The sequence below is a fragment of the Pantoea sp. B_9 genome (assembly GCF_008632015.1).
GTDB lineage: Bacteria > Pseudomonadota > Gammaproteobacteria > Enterobacterales > Enterobacteriaceae > Pantoea > Pantoea dispersa.
Genome location: NZ_VWVL01000008.1, coordinates 23,252 through 38,150, shown reverse-complemented (window position 1 = coordinate 38,150; position 14,899 = coordinate 23,252). Strand labels below are relative to the sequence as shown.

Genomic DNA, 14,899 nt, shown 5'->3' with positions numbered 1-14,899 from the left:
CTCTAGCGGGCGAAATGGATGACGCCTTTGATCAGCTCAGGGTTGTTGATCACCCCGGGCTCAAAAGTCTCGGCCAGCGTCGAGAAGTCGTAATGGCGGTTGAGCATCATATCGGCCCGCAGCTGACCGCTGGCCATCAGGGTGCGCACCTTGTCGAAGTCTTCCCGCGTGGCGTTGCGGCTGCCCAGCAGCGTGGTCTCCTTTTTGTGAAACTCGGTGTCGGGGATCACCAGATCGCCTTTGTGCAGGCCGACAAACACGATGGTGCCGCCGTGACGAATCAGCTGCACGGCGCTGTTCATCGCCGCCGGACTGCCGGTGGCGTCAATCACTTTCGCGGCCAGCCGCCCGCCAAACTCTGCACGCAGCGCGGCGATAAAATCATCGGCCAGCGGATCGATCGTCGCCAGCTGCAACTGCTGCGCAACGTGCGCGCGCCGCTGAGCGCTGGTATCGGCCACCACCACCTGTGCACCGGCTGCGGCGGCAATCGCCGCGACGCCCAGGCCAATCGGTCCGGCTCCGACCACCAGCACCTGCTCATCGGCGACCAGCGCCGCGCGTCGCACCGCATGGGCGCTGATGGCAAAGGGCTCGATCAGTGCCGCTGCTTCAGGCGCCACATCGTCAACCGCCAGCAAATTCGTGTCCGGCACGCTGAGAAACTCGCAAAAACCGCCGTCCTGATGCACGCCAATCACTGAAATCTGTTCACAGCAGTTGGTTTTGCCGCTTAAGCAGGCGTCGCAACGCTGACAGGCCACGTAAGGAATCAGCGCCACGCGCTGCCCTGGCTGAAATCCCTGCGCCGCCGCGCCCAGCGCCACCACTTCACCGCACAGCTCATGGCCGAGCACGCGCGGATAGGAGAAAAACGGCTGATTGCCGGCCCAGGCGTGAATATCGGTGCCGCAAATGCCGGCGGCAATTGGTTTAATCAGGACTTCGTGCGCGGCAGGCGTCGGTACGCTGCGCTGCTGCCACACCATGCTGCGCGGTTCGGCGACCACCAGCGTTTTCATGTTCGTCATCGTTTCCTCCTGGGCTGTTCACGCAGTTATGGCGAAAATCGACCGCGGCGGGAGGTTGCGCTGTACGAAGTGTGAGTCAGCGCGATTTTTTTGGGCTTTGTGTGGTTTTTAATGCATAAAAAACCGGAGGGCCGTATGAGCCGAAGCCAGAATCTGCGCCAGAACGTCATCAATCAAATGCTGGAAGCCATTGCCCGCCGCCATGTGCGCTCGCCGCTGCCCCCGCAGGCAGCGCTGGCCGAGATGTTTAATATCAGCCGCACCACGGTGCGGCACACGCTGCAGCATCTGCATCAGCGCGGCGTGCTGGAAAAAGTGGCTGAGACCTACGTGATTGTGCGTGATCCCTGCGAGGAGGATGGGTTTAGCGTACTCAGCCCACCGATCGACCAACAGGCGGTGCACTTTGAGCAGGCGTTTTTTAACCTGATTAACCAGCGTTTGCTGATGCCAGGCGACAGTTTCACCGAACTGCAGCTGGCGCAGCAGGTGCGGGTCAGCCCGGTGGTGGTGCGCGAGTTCCTGCTGCGCTTTATGCGTTATAACCTGCTGGAACCGGTTAAGCGCGGCCACTGGCGAATGAAGAAATTCGATCAGGAGTACGCCGAAAAGCTGTTTGAACTGCGCGAAATGCTGGAGACGCACGCGCTGACCCGCTTTCTTAACCTCGCCGCCGGTGATGAACGCTGGGTGCAGGCGCGCGATCTGCTGGATCGTCATCGCGCGCTGCGCGACACCATCGCCAGCAACTACCGCCAGTTTGCCGCGCTGGATAAAGAGATGCATACGCTGATTCTCTCCGCCGCCAACAACCCGTTTTTCAACCAGTCACTGGAAATTATCTCTGTGATTTTTCACTCGCATTATCAGTGGGATGAAAGCGACCTGAAACAACGCAACATCGTCGCGCTGGAGGAGCATATGGCGATTCTTACCGCGCTCATCAGCCGCCAGGATGTGGACGCGCTGTGCGCGCTGCATGCGCATCTCAGAACCGCCAAACACTCGATGATCCGCTCTATCCGGCAGTACAATTAAAAACCGATTAAAAACCACAAAGCATAAGCGCCCGCACGAATCAGAAACATGTTTGCAACATCTCCCGCGGTTTACTTCTAGTCTCGAAGGCAGCCCCTTAGGGCAGCCCGTTTCGCTGCCGCAGGAACCCCAAGACTGATAACGATAAGTACCCGAACCTGGGAGGTTGCAATGGAAAATACATCAACGCGCGGCGGCACCACCGCGCCAGCACCGGAGCACGCCGGGCAGGATTATGTACCGGCGCGCGCCGATGTGGTGCGCTCTCCGCGCATCCGTAAGATTCAAATCACCGCCATGCTGTTGCTGCTGTTCGCCGCCATCATCAACTACCTTGACCGCAGCTCGCTTTCGGTGGCCAACATGACCATCCGCGAGGAGCTGGGCTTATCGGCCACCGAGATTGGCGTGCTGCTGTCGGCGTTTTCGCTGGCCTACGGTTTAGCCCAGCTGCCGTGCGGCGCGCTGCTCGATCGCAAAGGCCCGCGCATTATGCTGGCCATCGGCATGTTCTTCTGGTCACTGTTCCAGGCGGCGGCCGGGCTGGTGCATAACTTCACGCAATTTGTGCTGGTGCGCATCGGGCTGGGCATTGGTGAAGCGCCGATGAACCCGTGCGGCGTGAAGGTGATCAACGACTGGTTCAACATCAAAGATCGCGGTATGCCGATGGGGATGTTTAACGCGGCGTCGATGATTGGTCTGTCGGTGGCACCGCCGATTCTGGCGGCGATGATGCTGGTGATGGGCTGGCGCGGCATGTTTGTCACCATCGGCGTGCTGGGTATGTTTCTCGCCATTGGCTGGTATCTCACCTATCGCGACCGGGATAACAACAAACTGAGCGGTGAAGAGATTCACTATCTGCAGGCGGGCAGCGTGGCATCACGCAAAGAGCCGCTGAGTTTCGCCGAGTGGCGTGGGCTGTTTAAGCAGCGCACCATGTGGGGCATGATGATTGGCTTCAGCGGCATCAACTATACCGCGTGGCTGTACATCGCCTGGCTGCCGGGCTATCTGCAGTCGACCTATCATCTGGACCTGAAAAGCACCGGCCTGCTGGCCGCCATTCCTTTCCTGTTCGGCGCGGCGGGCATGCTGCTCAACGGTTACGTGGTGGATGCGCTGGTGCGTCGCGGTTTCGACGCGGTGAAAGTACGTAAAGTGTCGATTGTCAGCGGCATGCTGCTCTCTGCGGCCTTTACCACCTTTGTGACGCGCGCCACCGACACCACCAGCGCGGTAACGCTGATTGGTATGGCGCTGTTCTGCATTCACTTTGCCGGTACCTCATGCTGGGGCCTGATCCACGCTAACGTCACGGCGCGCATGACGGCGTCAGTGGGCAGTATCCAGAACTTTGCCAGCTTCGTTTTCGCCTCTTTTGCGCCAGTAATTACCGGCTGGGTGCTGGATACCACCAAATCGTTCAGCCTCGCGCTGATGATATGTGCGGGCGTCACGGTGGTCGGCGCGCTGGCTTACCTGCTGCTGGTCAGAAAACCGATCACCGATGGGGTGTAACGCCAGGGTTTCTGCTTAATGCTCTTCTCCGGGTGCGCAGGTTATGCGCACCCTTTCTTCATCCGCCCGCCACACCTATTCCAGCCGCCGCGTTATCGCCTGATTCTGCATCTGATCAGATAAATTAAACTGCATGATGGCAATTACTATCCAGCACTATTAAGCCCAAAATAAGGAAAATATACCGCTAAACACGCCGGTAATAGTTATTATTTTAAGACAAAACTCAAAGACGAATATTATAAATCACCATCCTCAGTGCATTATTATCCATTAATGCATTAACGAAGGTGAATTAATTAGATACAGTAAACTTTTGTGGATTAGATCAAAGTTTGACCGCATAATTTAACTTACCGTTCAGTCACTATTAATGTTCAGGTATGAGCGTGGTGACCAAATGGATTTACAACGCAGGGCCCTTTTTATCTCTTTTGATGCCGTGGCATTATCGGGTATTACGGTAGAAGCTACTAAAATTGCCGTTCGTTTACGCGAGCAGGGAATCACCTCCTTTCTTGATATCGGCTACGACATAAAAATTGATAAGGGAAACTTCGGACGTCCCTATTCCGAAAATGAAATTAATTCGCTAAAGCATCATTTTACATTAGTCCGGCACGATGAGATTCGTCAGGTGGAAGGTTATAACCCGGCCTTTCTGCAATATATTCATGACGTACTGATTAATCATAGCCAGACGCTGGATGCCGCCGCAGAAAAAATCCTGGTGCAGCAGACGGAAAAGATGGCACAGGCGGTGGCAAACGCGCTGTGCGCAAAATGGCAGGCGCTGGATATCAATTATTTAATCATTGAGAACGGGACGCTGCCGGATAATATTATTTTTACCCGCGCGCTCTATCTGGCGATAGCGCAATACGGCGCCGCAAAACAGCTCGGCCGGTTTGTGTTGTGGCGCGACCACGACCTGATGTGGAACAGCGAATCCACTTCATCGCGTTACGGCAGCGCGCCCTGGCCACATGCCGTCAGGCCGCAGCCCTCGCCGCATATCACCTACGTCACGCTGAACCAGGCACTGGCCTCACAGCTGGCAGCCTGGTGCGAACATCAGGTCGAAATCGAGGTGATGCGTAATACCTATCCTTTTGACCCGAGCCATCCGCGCAAAGATTTACGCCGCCAGTTTGGGTTGCTGGCGCAGGACAAGGTGATTGCCCGCACCACGCGAATTATTCCGGCTAAGCGACTCGATAGGGATATTCACCTGTTGCATGCGCTGAACAGTCAACTTATCGCGCAGCATCAGCCACAGCGCGTTTATTTAATGGTCGCCGGCGATCCGCTGGAAGACAGCGTGCATTATCACGCATTAAAGCAGTTAATTAGCCGGTTCCAGCTGGAGCGTTACGTCATCTTTTTTGGCGCGTTAAATCACGACTTTATGGAGCGTAATCCACAGGCCACCACCATTCAGGATGTTTATCACGCCTGCGATGTGGTGTCGTTTTTAACCGCATGGGATTACGACAGCTACGGTAATCCGATTGGCGAGGCGATCAGCCATCAGCGCTGTTATATCGCCACCCGCTATGAATATTATCACGAGGTGTATGGCCAGTACGGTTTTGAAGGCGAACTGATGGCGATTTCCGCCAGCCATGATGGCCTGCCGGATGCCGATTTTATTCAGCGCGTCAGTGCCTTATTACAGGATGACGCACGCCGCGACGCCATCGCCATGCGCAATTATCAGAAAGGAAAATCCCTGCTGTCGGATCACATCTTCCGGCAGATATTTAATGTGTAGTTAAGGAGTGACTATGGATAACCGTTGTTTTATTTCTGTCGTGCTGCCGGTTTATAACGAGGCAGCACGTATTAACGCGGTGCTGAAATCAATATTGCAGCAGCGTTCACCCGGCGGATTGTTTAATTTTGGTAATCTGGAAGTGATCATGGTGGATAATAATTCCACCGATAATTCGGTCGCGCTGATTGAAGCCTTTGCCGCGCAGCATCCGCAGCTGACGATTCATCAGCTGCAGGAGACGGTGCAGGGCGTCTCTTCGGCGCGGAAAAAAGGCATGGATTTCGCCTCACAGCGCGCCGGTCTGCGCGACGAGGCCAGTGGTTTTCAGCGCAAGCACTACATCCTTTCGGCCGATGCGGACTGTACCGTTGATGCACTGTGGATCGACGAACTGGTCGGCACCATGATTGCGCAAAACGGCGATCTGGGCACCTGTAACTACTACTACGAAACCGCAGATTTCCACGAGCGCCCGCGGCTGTATGCGGAGATTGATAAAACGCTGCGCTGCCGCCACGCTTCCTTCTCCCTGTTTGGCGGCTTTCCGGACGGCAAAGGCTTTGGCGTCGAAAAGCAGCTGTACGATGAAGTGGGCGGCATCGAGATTTTTTACCAGCTGAAAAACGGTGAGTTTGTTGAACATCTGTCAGACGACTGGGATTTTGGCATCAAGGTGATCGCCGCTGGCGGCAAACCGGTGTATGCGCCCAATTCCCGCGTGCAGATCAACAGCCGCCGGGTGGATAACCTGCTGCACGAAGTGATTGAAGGCGTGGCCTACGGCCATAACGGCACCATCATCATGAAAGATGTGCGACCCACGCTCACCGCGCTGACGCCGTTCACCGATGTCAGCGCAGAGCAGGCGCAGCAGGCGTGGCAGTACTCGATTAAAGATTACGTGCCAAAAAATCTGGTGCTGCCGGTGTTGCTGAATCCGTCGCTGCTGCGCGACGATGCCGCGGTGATTGATTTCTTCACGCCAGAGGTGGCTGAACGCCTGTTCGCCCGCATTCACAGCATGATGCAGGAGATGAGCGTGACCGATTTCCTGCCGATTCACAGCTACAAAACCCCGGCGTTTCGCCTCTATTTTGAATTCCGCCATGAGCTGTTTGCCGCGCTGCGGCGTGCCGTCGGCGCAGAGATTGGCGAGCCACCGCCGCTGCCTGCCTGCTTTGCCCGGGTGACGGAAAATGATTTCGCCCGCTTTGTCTGGTATTACTGCGAAGATCGCGAATCCGGTGAGGCGCATAACTACTTTGCAAACGGCGGGGTGTTCTGATGCGTGCTGCCTGGCTGCAATCCCTGCAGGATATCGATCGTCACTATCCTCGCCCGGCCATGTGCGAGGTGCTTAGCCGGCCGGAAAACGCCGATTTGCTGGAATACGTGGTGCATGATCCTTTTGGCTGCCATGTGTTTCCCGGTGATATCGACGATTTTCCGCTGCCGAATTTTTTCCGCGCCATGCAGCACAGCCTGAGCCATGCGCCGCAAATTCATCTGTGGGCGTATATCCCCACCTGCCGCTATAAGTGCCATTTCTGCCAGTTTCCTACGGTGATTGTAAATCCGCAGTCGCCGCGCGCGCCTGAGCTGTTCCGCGATATCGTCGATCGCAACATTCAGGAGGCGAAACTGTGGCTGGCGCAGCTGCCGGCACTGGGTGAAGTGCCGGTGGGTGAGTTCAACCTGTTCGGCGGCACGCCCTCGCTGCTGCCACCGGATGAGCTGCGGCGCTTAATGGATTTTTACCGCAACCATTTCAACTTCCGCGAGGCCACGCTGCGCTTCGAAGGCGAGCCCGGCACGCTGACGCGCGAATTCCTCGCGCAGCTGCGCGAACTGGGCTTCAGCAAACTGTCGTTTGGCGCGCAGTCATTCTCAGACCGCCTGATCAAAGGCTGTGGTCGCCTGCACAGCGCGGATGCCTGCTACAAGGTGATTCGTGATGCACGCGAGCTGGGCTTCGCCCTGGTCAGCGTCGACCTGATGTATGGCCTGCTGGGACAAACGGTGGACGACGTGCGTGACGATTTGCAGCAGGCGCGCGCGCTTGACCTGTCGCATCTGGTGTTCACCAAGCTGCACATGAAGCCGTTCGCCGAGAGCCGCACCGGCGTGTCGGCGGAGGGAGAAAATGCCTGGCAGCGTAAGAATGCGGCGATGCCCAGTCTGGGTCAGCAGTATCAGATGCGCGCGCTGGCCGAGCAGTGGCTGGATGGCGATTACCTTGAACATCCCACCATGTATTTCCACCATCGCAGCGCACCGCCGGAGAAGTGGAAAGCGATCATTACCGATCTCGACCAGCAGGCGCCGGAAGTGGCGATTGGCCTAGGCGGCAGCTCCAAATGTGCCGGCGCGGAGCTGATTAACCTGACCGACTACGCCGATTATCAGCGCGCACTGGATAACGGTGAGCTGCCGATCGCCTCGGTGCGCGGTATGTCGCCGGATCAGCAGGCCATCAACGGCTGCAAGATGGCGCTGTCAACGCTGATTCCGCTCGACGATGTGCTGTTTCAGCAGAAGTTTGGCGTCAGCCTGTTTGCCCAGCCAACCATCGCCCGCGCGCTGCGTGAGTTGCAGCAGCGCGAGTTAGTGCACAGCGATGGCCGCTACGTCACGCTCACCCCCGCCGGCCGCGTGCTGGTAGAAGCCATCATCAATACCCAGTTCGACTAAACCGCCCTTACCTCTCAACGGCACGCGACGGCGTGCCTGGAGCCTGTTATGTCCCAGTCTGTTTATAGCTTTTTTTATATCGCCATCGACACCGAAGCGGGCGTCACCGCTGAACAGTTTGAAACCTTCGTGCGCGAAAAAGGCGTGCATCTCCCCTGCTATCCCGGCTGGCGCTGGACGCTGTTTCGCGGTCTGCGCGGCGAGCGCGTCGATCAATACCTGATGCTGTTTGAAATGAAAGATGCGGCACAGCGCGCGCGCTTTATGCAGGATGACGGTGAACTTACCGCCGAGGCAGAGCACTTCTGGCATCTGCATCCCGACGCGGACACGCTGCTCAGCGAGTGGCGCCAGCTGGCGACCTTCGCGCGGCGCCCGACAATTTTCACCCATTTCGATCTGCTGGCAGAGAATCCTCACAGTACGCTGCCGGGTGGCCCGCGTTTTGATGCCCGCAGCGGCACCGCGCGCATTCTCGGTACCCACTATCTGGCGCTGCGGCCGGGCGTGCAGCCGCAGGAATTTGAGCAATTCATCGCGCAGAATGCCGCGCGTATCGTTGATTATCCCGGCTGGAAGTTTCATCTGCTGAAAGGCCACAGCGGCAACCGGCTGGACGGCTATGTGGTGATGATGGAGATTGAGAGTGAAGCGGCGCTGAATGTGTTTTATCCGCAGCCTGATATCGCCACCGCCAGCGCGGCTGACTTTGCGCGCGCGCACCGGGATACCAAACAGATGTATGAAGAGTGGAAGCAGCTGGCGTCCTTTTCCGGTTCGCCACAGCTGTATACCGATTATCTCGCCGTGGCGGAATGTGGCATGCTGAAGTGAGTGCTGGCGGCGCGTTCTGCTTACGGCTGTAACGCGCCGCCGGTTATCTCCGTTACGACTGGTAGTAATACACCGCTTCAAAAGGCCGCAGGTGCGTCAATGCCCCAGGCGGCGATGCCTCACTGTAATTACTCATCAGTACCTGCCAGTTGCCTTCAACTTCCGGCAACAGCAGTGGCTGCGCACTGTGACTCAGGTTCGCCACCACCAGCAGGCTTTCACGCGGCGAATTGCGACGATAACACCAGATGTGTGACGCTTGCGGTGCCAGATCCTGATAATCGCCCTCGGTGAAGATAGCGTAACGCTTACGCAGCCGAATCAGCGTTTGGTAGCCATAGAACACCGAGTTGCTGTCGAGCAGCGCGTTAGCCGCGTTGATCAGCGTATAGTTATCCGCCACGCCTATCCACGGCTCACCCCGCGTGAAGCCGGCATTGGCGCTGCTGTCCCACAGCATCGGAGAGCGGCTGTTGTCGCGCGATTTACTGGCCAGAATCGCCAGGATTGCCGCCTCCGGCTTGCCCTGCGCCAGCCATGCAGTGTGGATGTTATGGCTCTCGATGTCCTGATACTGCTCAATGCGAGTGAAATGGGGGTTGGTCATTCCCAGCTCTTCGCCCTGATAGATATAGGGCGTGCCCTGCATGCCGTGCAGCAACATCGCAAAGCATTTTGCCGAGGCGATGCGCAGCGCGCCTTCATCACCGAAGCGCGTGACGATACGCGGCTGATCGTGGTTACACCAGAACAGCGCATTCCACGCCACGTCGTGCATCCCGCGCTGCCACTCCGCAAAAATTGCCTTGAGCTGAACGAAGTCCGGTGCCGCCAGCGTCCATTTGTCGCCCTGGGGATAATCCACCTTGAGATGGTGGAAGTTAAAGGTCATCGACAGCTCGTTTTGCGCCAGCGAAGCATAGCGCTGGCAGTTGGCCAGCGTGGTCGAGGACATTTCCCCCACCGTCATCAGCCCGCGCGGCGTGAACACATCGCGGTTGAACTCCTGCAGGTAGTCATGGATGCGCGGGCCATCGGTGTAGAAGCGCCGCCCGTCATGGCCGGGTAGATCGTCGCTAAAATCCTGGTGCTTCGACACCAGGTTGATCACATCAAGCCGCAATCCATCGACGCCTCGATCCGCCCAGAAGTGGCACACCTGCTTTAACGCCTCGCGCACCGCCGGATTTTCCCAGTTGAGATCGGCCTGCTCCGGCGCGTATAGGTGCAGATAGTATTGCTGACGCCGTTCGTTCCACGCCCAGGCGCTGCCGCCAAACTTAGACTGCCAGTTGTTGGGTGGCGTACCGGGCACCCCGTCGCGCCAGATATAGAAATCGACGTACGGCTGTTCACCGGCTTCGGCACGCTTAAACCAGTCGTGCTCGGTCGAGGTGTGGTTAAACACCATATCCAGCACCATGCACATACCGCGCCGGTGCGTCTCCGCCAGCAGGTGGTCAAAGTCGGCCATGGTGCCATAGGCGGGATCGATGGCGGTGTAATCCGCCACGTCGTAACCGTTATCGATCTGCGGCGACACATAGATCGGCGTCAGCCACAGCGCATCGACGCCCAGCTGCTGCAGATAATCCAGCCGCTGAATCACACCGTTGAGATCGCCGGTGCCGCGCGCCCCGCTGTCCTGAAAACTTTTGGGATAGATTTGGTAGATCACCGCCTGGCGCCACCAGGGATATTCAGCGTGCCTGTTCATGTTGCACCTCGGCCTGGCTGATGATGGCGGTTGCCGCTTTACGTTTGGTGATGATGATGGTCAGCAGCAGCGGAACCAGAATCGCCACCAGAATCGCCAGCGAGTAAACCGTCCAGTACTGTGGCTGAATCGAGAGGATGCCCGGCAAGCCACCTACGCCGATGCCGTTGGCCATCACGCCGTTGAGGCCGCACAGCAGCGCCGCCAGTGCAGAGCCAATCATGGCGCACAGCATGGGGTAGCGGTACTTGAGGTTGACGCCGTACATCGCCGGCTCCGTTACGCCGAGCCACGCTGAAATGGCGGCCGGCACGGTGAGGTCGCGTTCAGCACGATCTTTGTTAGCGATAATGATGCCGACCACCGCAGCACCCTGTGCAATATTGGACAGCGCAATCAGCGGCCACACCGGCGTGCCGCCCATGCTCTGAATCATCTGCAGATCAACCGCCAGCGTGGTCTGATGCACGCCGGTGATCACCATCGGCGCATACAGGAAGCCAAACAGCGCGGCACCAATCGGCGCGAAGCTGCCGGTCATCAGGTGACGCACCGCAAAAGCGATGCCGTCGCCAATCAGACGGCCAAACGGGCCAATCAGACTGTGGGCGAGGAAAACCGACAGCAGCAGCGCACACACCGGCACCACCACCAGCGTCAGATAGGCGGGCACGATACGTTTTAGCGCCAGTTCGATTTTCGCCAGCGCCAGCCCGGCCAGCAACGCCGGGATCACCTGCGCCTGATAGCCGACCCGATCAATACTGAACCAGCCGAAGTTCCACACTTCCGGCACCTGGCTGCCAATCAGATACGCATTCATCAGCTGCGGTGAAACCAGCGTAATGCCCAGCACAATCCCCAGGATTGGCGTACCACCCAGCTTGCGCACCACCGACCAGCAAATCCCCACCGGCAAATAGAAGAAGATCGCTTCGCCAATCAGCCAGAGGAAATCGTACAGCCCTTTCACACCGGGATAGAGCTGCACCAGGGTTTTATCATCCGCCACGGCAATATCGCCGAGCACGTTACGGAAACCGAGAATTAAACCGCCGCTAATTAACGCCGGTAATAACGGGAAAAATATCTCAGCAAAATGGGATAATAATGCCTCGTACCATTTCATCTGGCTGCGCGCCGCAGATTTAATCTGCTCCTTAGAGGTCTCACTAATATTTAGTGCTTCAACTAACGCTTTATAATAAGTGTCAACTTCGGTTCCAATAATTACCTGAAACTGTCCGGCAGCGTTAAAGCATCCTTTAACGCCGGGCGTGGCGCGGATGGCCGCCGGATCGGCTTTGTCGACATCCTGCAGCACAAAGCGCAGGCGGGTAATACAGTGCGAAAGTGACAGAATATTTTCCCGACCGCCCACGCGGTCAATGAGATCGTTAATGATCTCGCGACTGATGGTTTTCATTATCATCCCTTATTTCCATGCCGGAATCGGCAGTGGACGATAATACGCCGCTGCTTTTAATTTTAACTATAGCAAAGCGAGGGAATTAGTTGGCGATCACAAAAATATTTACGCAATACATCGCAGGAAAATTAACTTAACAATAATTATTTAACCTGATAACTAAATCTGCGCCATTTAAATATAAATTCGGGACATTTCGTATTGCTGAATATTTATTTAAACGGTAGCGCGGTGGCAGTGCGAATTTCGCCACCGCGCAATAATGCGTCAGACGATGCGGTGGCGCAGACGACCAATCTTCTCAATTTCCACTTCGATCTCATCGCCAGGGAACATAAACAGCGGTGGCGTACGCTTTTTCCCCACGCCGCCTGGTGAGCCGGTGATGATGACATCGCCCGGTGACAGCGGACTAAACGCCGAGATGTATTCAATGATCTTCGCCACCGGATGCACCATGCTGGCCGTGGTATCGTTCTGCACTTCGCGCTGATTCAGCCAGGTTTTGATCGCCAGCTGCTGCGGGTCCGGGATGTCGTCGGCGGTGGTCATCCATGGGCCAAAGCCGCCGGTTTGCTGCCAGTTTTTGCCCGCGGTAAACCAGGTGAACTGCATGTCGCGCACCGTGGCATCCATAAAGCAGCTGTAGCCCGCTACATGCTGTAGCGCATCGGCGGCTTTTACCTGATAAGCCGCCTTGCCGATGATCACCGCCAGCTCGCCTTCGTAATCAAATTCAGCCGTGGTCGCCGGTTTCAGCAGGGGCTGCTCGTGCGCAGCCAGCGAATCGGCAAAGCGCACGAATAGCGTCGGCGCGTCGAGCGTGGCGGCAAACTCCTGACGCTTGTCGGCATAGTTCATGCCAACGCAGAAGACTTTGCCTGGGTTTTCCACCACCGGCAGGAAGCGAATCGCGCTGAAGGCATAGTCCACCGGCTCGCTCAGGTACCCCTGCAGGTCACTCAGGCCACCGCGCTGCAGCAGGGTTTTCAAATCCGGACAGCTGTCGCCCAGCCGCGTACCGAGATCGATCACGCCGTCGGGTTGCACGATGCCATAACTTTTTCTTGCCTGGTCAATAAGAGAAAAACTGCACAGCTGCATGATGGCCTCAATGTTATAGAGAATTTGCGCGCAGGTTATCAAAAGCCAGACGGAAAAGCGGTATGACCTGAGGGTAAAGTAATTAATGTTTGTGAGTTTTGGTGACAGAGGTGCGCAGAGGGGAACGGCGCCGGGTGATAACCACAGGTCGATCCCTGACCGCGATTATCGAGGGTTTCTGGCGGAGCGCTTAGTTTAAGGCGCCCGGCGGTACGTGTTTGAAGGTCTCAACATAAGAGCGAAACACGGAGCGGAAAAAACGTTTCATGGTGCACCTGATACAAAAATTGTTGAAGAATTACGCGAAAATTATAACGCCCGCGCATTTTTCACGCAATTATTTTTGAACCAGATCACAAAATCGTGCCAGACGTTAACGGAACAGCCCTAAGTGCTCAATCAGGATGGTGCAGCCAATGCTGATCAGTACCACGCCGCCCAGCACTTCCGCCCATTTGCCCATTACCGGACCGATAAAGCGGCCGACCAGCACACCGGTGGTCGCCATGATAGTGGTGGCCGCACCGATGGTGAGCGCGGTGAGCACAATGTTAACCTGCAGGAACGCGAGGCCAACGCCCACCGCCAGCGCATCAAGGCTGGTCGCTACCGCCGTCAGCGCCAGTACCATAAAGCCGTGGCGCTGCGGCGCTTCGCACGGCTCATCGGCCGTCTGACGGAAACCTTCCATGATCATCCGCCCGCCAAGAATGCCCAGCAGACCAAATGCCACCCAGTGATCCCACGCCATAATGTAGTGGCTGGCAGCCAGCCCGATGGCCCACCCCACTAGCGGCGTCAGCATTTCAATGACGCCAAAAATCAGCCCTGTGCGTAATGCTTCTTTGAAGCCCGGACGATACAGCGACGCGCCTTTGCCCAATGCTGCAGCGAAAGCGTCCATCGACATACCAAAGGCCAGAATCAGGGTTGCGATAAATGTCATGGTTTTCAGTCAATGCGGTGAAATAAGACGATTAAGCCTGCACTTTGTCCGCATATCGGGTTCAGTAATGAAAAAGTGCGCGCAGTCTAGCACGCCAACCCGCCAAAAAAAAGACAACAAAATCATGGGTTTAAGTATAGCAAAGGCTATAACTCTTAACTGCCGCTATTTCTGCAGCTAAGTGGATGGAATAGAAGAAATTTCTTAGCGCGCGCTGCTGCGGGGATTGCACCGCGCCGCGGTTTTATGCGCTAATGCCCGCGCTAACTGATTTGGAATGATGCGATGAAAAACCCATTTGAAACGCTGATCATCCCGGGCGGCATTCTGCTGCTGGGCTTTCTTTCGGCGCTACTGCTGCCCGCCCCTTCGTTTGGCGTGGCGCTGGCAAAACAGCTGCAGCAGGCTCTGCATCTGCAGGATGTGAATCAGCTGTACACCATGGTGTTCTGCGTCTGGTTTTTGCTGCTGGGTACCGTTGAGTTTTTCATTATCCGCTTCGTCTGGCGCCGCTGGTTCCAGCTGCGCTGAACGGTGTACGTGATGCATTTTTCTTCTGACGGGCGCCTGACACGGTGCCCAAATTAAAAGTCACACAAATGTAACATTATTTTTACACGATCTGGCGAAACATCAGGCAACATAAAATCCGCATAAAAAATCAATTTCGCTAAAACCTATCGTTTTCAATGCGTTAATTTGTGATCCAGCTCACCGTGTGAAATCAACCCTCTCCATTTCCCTCACACTGCCGCAACAACTACGTTACTATAACTGCCTGATTAGGGGATAAAAATCCCTTATGACA

The 14,899-nt window shown here is 56.4% G+C and carries 13 protein-coding genes; 7 read left to right on the top strand and 6 right to left on the bottom strand.

Annotation, left to right across the window (positions count from 1 at the left end):
* Nucleotides 1-2 precede the first annotated feature (2 nt).
* The gene (locus F3I21_RS19895) at nt 3-1,031 is read right to left on the bottom strand and encodes a zinc-binding alcohol dehydrogenase family protein (RefSeq protein WP_150059613.1); all 1,029 of its coding nucleotides are present in this window, start codon (nt 1,029-1,031) and stop codon (nt 3-5) included.
* Nucleotides 1,032-1,166: 135 nt separating this feature from the next.
* Here F3I21_RS19895 and F3I21_RS19890 point away from each other — a divergent pair, with 135 nt between their 5' ends.
* From F3I21_RS19890 to F3I21_RS19865, 6 genes are all read left to right on the top strand, one after another.
* On the top strand, nt 1,167-2,069 hold the full coding sequence (locus F3I21_RS19890) for a GntR family transcriptional regulator (protein WP_150059612.1): 903 nt from the start codon (nt 1,167-1,169) through the stop codon (nt 2,067-2,069).
* Nucleotides 2,070-2,240: 171 nt separating this feature from the next.
* Nucleotides 2,241-3,593 (top strand): MFS transporter, encoded by a 1,353-nt coding sequence (locus F3I21_RS19885; protein WP_021507894.1) that lies wholly within the window; start codon nt 2,241-2,243, stop codon nt 3,591-3,593.
* 400 nt (nt 3,594-3,993) lie between these two features.
* Nucleotides 3,994-5,367 (top strand): glycosyltransferase, encoded by a 1,374-nt coding sequence (locus tag F3I21_RS23450; protein WP_150059611.1) that lies wholly within the window; start codon nt 3,994-3,996, stop codon nt 5,365-5,367.
* 13 nt (nt 5,368-5,380) lie between these two features.
* Nucleotides 5,381-6,655, top strand: coding sequence for a glycosyltransferase (locus tag F3I21_RS23445; protein WP_150059610.1), 1,275 nt, complete (start codon nt 5,381-5,383; stop codon nt 6,653-6,655).
* Complete coding sequence (locus F3I21_RS19870; RefSeq protein ID WP_150059609.1) at nt 6,655-8,061, top strand: radical SAM protein; 1,407 nt, start codon at nt 6,655-6,657, stop codon at nt 8,059-8,061. Before F3I21_RS23445 ends, F3I21_RS19870 begins: the two co-directional genes overlap by 1 nt.
* A 48-nt stretch (nt 8,062-8,109) precedes the next feature.
* On the top strand, nt 8,110-8,895 hold the full coding sequence (locus F3I21_RS19865; RefSeq protein ID WP_150059608.1) for a hypothetical protein: 786 nt from the start codon (nt 8,110-8,112) through the stop codon (nt 8,893-8,895).
* A 52-nt stretch (nt 8,896-8,947) separates the two neighbouring features.
* Here F3I21_RS19865 and treC read toward each other — a convergent pair whose 3' ends face one another.
* The 5 genes from treC to mntP all read right to left on the bottom strand — a co-directional run bounded on the left by treC (nt 8,948) and on the right by mntP (nt 14,091).
* Nucleotides 8,948-10,612, bottom strand: coding sequence for an alpha,alpha-phosphotrehalase (treC, locus tag F3I21_RS19860; RefSeq protein ID WP_141496783.1), 1,665 nt, complete (start codon nt 10,610-10,612; stop codon nt 8,948-8,950).
* Nucleotides 10,596-12,038 (bottom strand): PTS trehalose transporter subunit IIBC, encoded by a 1,443-nt coding sequence (treB, locus tag F3I21_RS19855; RefSeq protein ID WP_150059607.1) that lies wholly within the window; start codon nt 12,036-12,038, stop codon nt 10,596-10,598. The genes treC and treB overlap by 17 nt, the downstream gene beginning before the upstream one ends.
* A gap of 270 nt (nt 12,039-12,308) precedes the next feature.
* The gene (locus F3I21_RS19850) at nt 12,309-13,145 is read right to left on the bottom strand and encodes a fumarylacetoacetate hydrolase family protein (protein ID WP_088516510.1); all 837 of its coding nucleotides are present in this window, start codon (nt 13,143-13,145) and stop codon (nt 12,309-12,311) included.
* 190 nt (nt 13,146-13,335) lie between these two features.
* On the bottom strand, nt 13,336-13,413 hold the full coding sequence (gene azuC / locus F3I21_RS23640; protein WP_125310475.1) for a stress response protein AzuC: 78 nt from the start codon (nt 13,411-13,413) through the stop codon (nt 13,336-13,338).
* 105 nt (nt 13,414-13,518) lie between these two features.
* A complete protein-coding gene (mntP, locus tag F3I21_RS19840) occupies nt 13,519-14,091 on the bottom strand; it encodes a manganese efflux pump MntP (protein ID WP_021507902.1) in 573 nt (190 codons plus the stop codon).
* 285 nt (nt 14,092-14,376) lie between these two features.
* Here mntP and F3I21_RS19835 point away from each other — a divergent pair, with 285 nt between their 5' ends.
* Complete coding sequence (locus F3I21_RS19835) at nt 14,377-14,622, top strand: DUF1158 domain-containing protein (RefSeq protein ID WP_010615729.1); 246 nt, start codon at nt 14,377-14,379, stop codon at nt 14,620-14,622.
* Nucleotides 14,623-14,899: the final 277 nt, after the last annotated feature.